This is a genomic window from Shewanella kaireitica (assembly GCF_023284045.1).
GTDB lineage: Bacteria > Pseudomonadota > Gammaproteobacteria > Enterobacterales > Shewanellaceae > Shewanella > Shewanella kaireitica.
In genome coordinates, this window is the sequence record NZ_JAKIKQ010000039.1 from 1 (window position 1) to 1,818 (window position 1,818).

Annotated in this window: 1 rRNA gene; it reads right to left on the minus strand. The window is 49.0% G+C overall.

What is annotated here, in order from left to right:
- Window positions 1-1,703, minus strand: a 23S ribosomal RNA gene (locus tag L2730_RS21855); the annotation flags it as partial.
- Between the last annotated feature and the right edge of the window lie 115 nt (window positions 1,704-1,818).

The following is a 1,818-nucleotide window of genomic DNA, read 5'->3' on the forward strand; positions in this document are numbered from 1 at the left end:
CGGCAGCGTACCTTCTCCCGAAGTTACGGTACCATTTTGCCTAGTTCCTTCAGCCGAGTTCTCTCAAGCGCCTTGGTATTCTCTACCCAACCACCTGTGTCGGTTTGGGGTACGATTCCTACTAACCTGAAGCTTAGAAGATTTTCCTGGAAGCATGGCATCAACTACTTCAGTCCCTTAGGACCTCGTCATCAACTCTCAGCCTAGTGTGTACCCGGATTTGCCTAAGTACACAGCCTACAGCCTTAAACGCGGACAACCAACGCCGCGCTAGCCTAGCCTTCTCCGTCTCTCCATCGCAGTTAGCAGAAGTACAGGAATATTAACCTGTTTCCCATCGACTACGCCTTTCGGCCTCGCCTTAGGGGTCGACTCACCCTGCCCTGATTAACATTGGACAGGAACCCTTGGTCTTTCGGCGAGGGAGTTTTTCACTCCCTTTATCGTTACTCATGTCAGCATTCGCACTTCTGATACCTCCAGTGTGGGTTACCCCTTCACCTTCAACGGCTTACAGAACGCTCCTCTACCGCACTAGATAAATCTAGTACCCATAGCTTCGGTGTATTGCTTAGCCCCGTTAAATCTTCCGCGCAGGCCGACTCGACTAGTGAGCTATTACGCTTTCTTTAAATGATGGCTGCTTCTAAGCCAACATCCTAGCTGTCTAAGCCTTCCCACATCGTTTCCCACTTAGCAATAACTTTGGGACCTTAGCTGATGGTCTGGGTTGTTTCCCTTTTCACGACGGACGTTAGCACCCGCCGTGTGTCTCCCGTATAGTACTCATTGGTATTCGGAGTTTGCAAAGGGTTGGTAAGTCGGGATGACCCCCTAGCCTTAACAGTGCTCTACCCCCAATGGTATTCGTACGAGGCGCTACCTAAATAGCTTTCGAGGAGAACCAGATATCTCCCGGTTTGATTGGCCTTTCACCCCCAGCCACAAGTCATCCGCTCATTTTTCAACATAAGTCGGTTCGGTCCTCCAGTTGATGTTACTCAACCTTCAACCTGCCCATGGCTAGATCACCGGGTTTCGGGTCTACACCTTGCAACTAAACGCGCAGTTAACACTCGGTTTCCCTACGGCTCCGCTATTCGCTTAACCTCGCTACAAAATGTAAGTCGCTGACCCATTATACAAAAGGTACGCAGTCACGGTCTCAAGAACCGCTCCCACTGCTTGTACGTATACGGTTTCAGGTTCTATTTCACTCCCCTCACAGGGGTTCTTTTCGCCTTTCCCTCACGGTACTGGTTCACTATCGGTCAGTCAGGAGTATTTAGCCTTGGAGGATGGTCCCCCCATGTTCAGACAAGATGTCACGTGTCCCGTCCTACTCGTTTTCACGTAAAGTTAGTTTTCATGTACGGGGCTATCACCCTGTGCCGCTGTGCTTTCCAACACATTCCACTAACACCCTCTACGCTTAAGGGCTAATCCCCGTTCGCTCGCCGCTACTAGGGGAATCTCGGTTGATTTCTTTTCCTCCGGGTACTTAGATGTTTCAGTTCCCCGGGTTTGCCTCTTTAACCTATGAATTCAGTTAAAGATACATGCTTATGCATGTGGGTTTCCCCATTCGGACATCGTTAGCTCAAATGCTTGTTACTAGCTCGCCAACGCTTTTCGCAAGTTACTACGTCCTTCATCGCCTCTGACTGCCAAGGCATCCACCATATACGCTTAGTCACTTAACCATACAACCCAAATAAGTCTCTATGAGAGATATCCGTTGTTTCAAGCGGGTAAGCTTAAAACAGTCGTATCGTAACTAATGGTTTCTACTTTCGCCAAAATTAGAATTTTTAACTC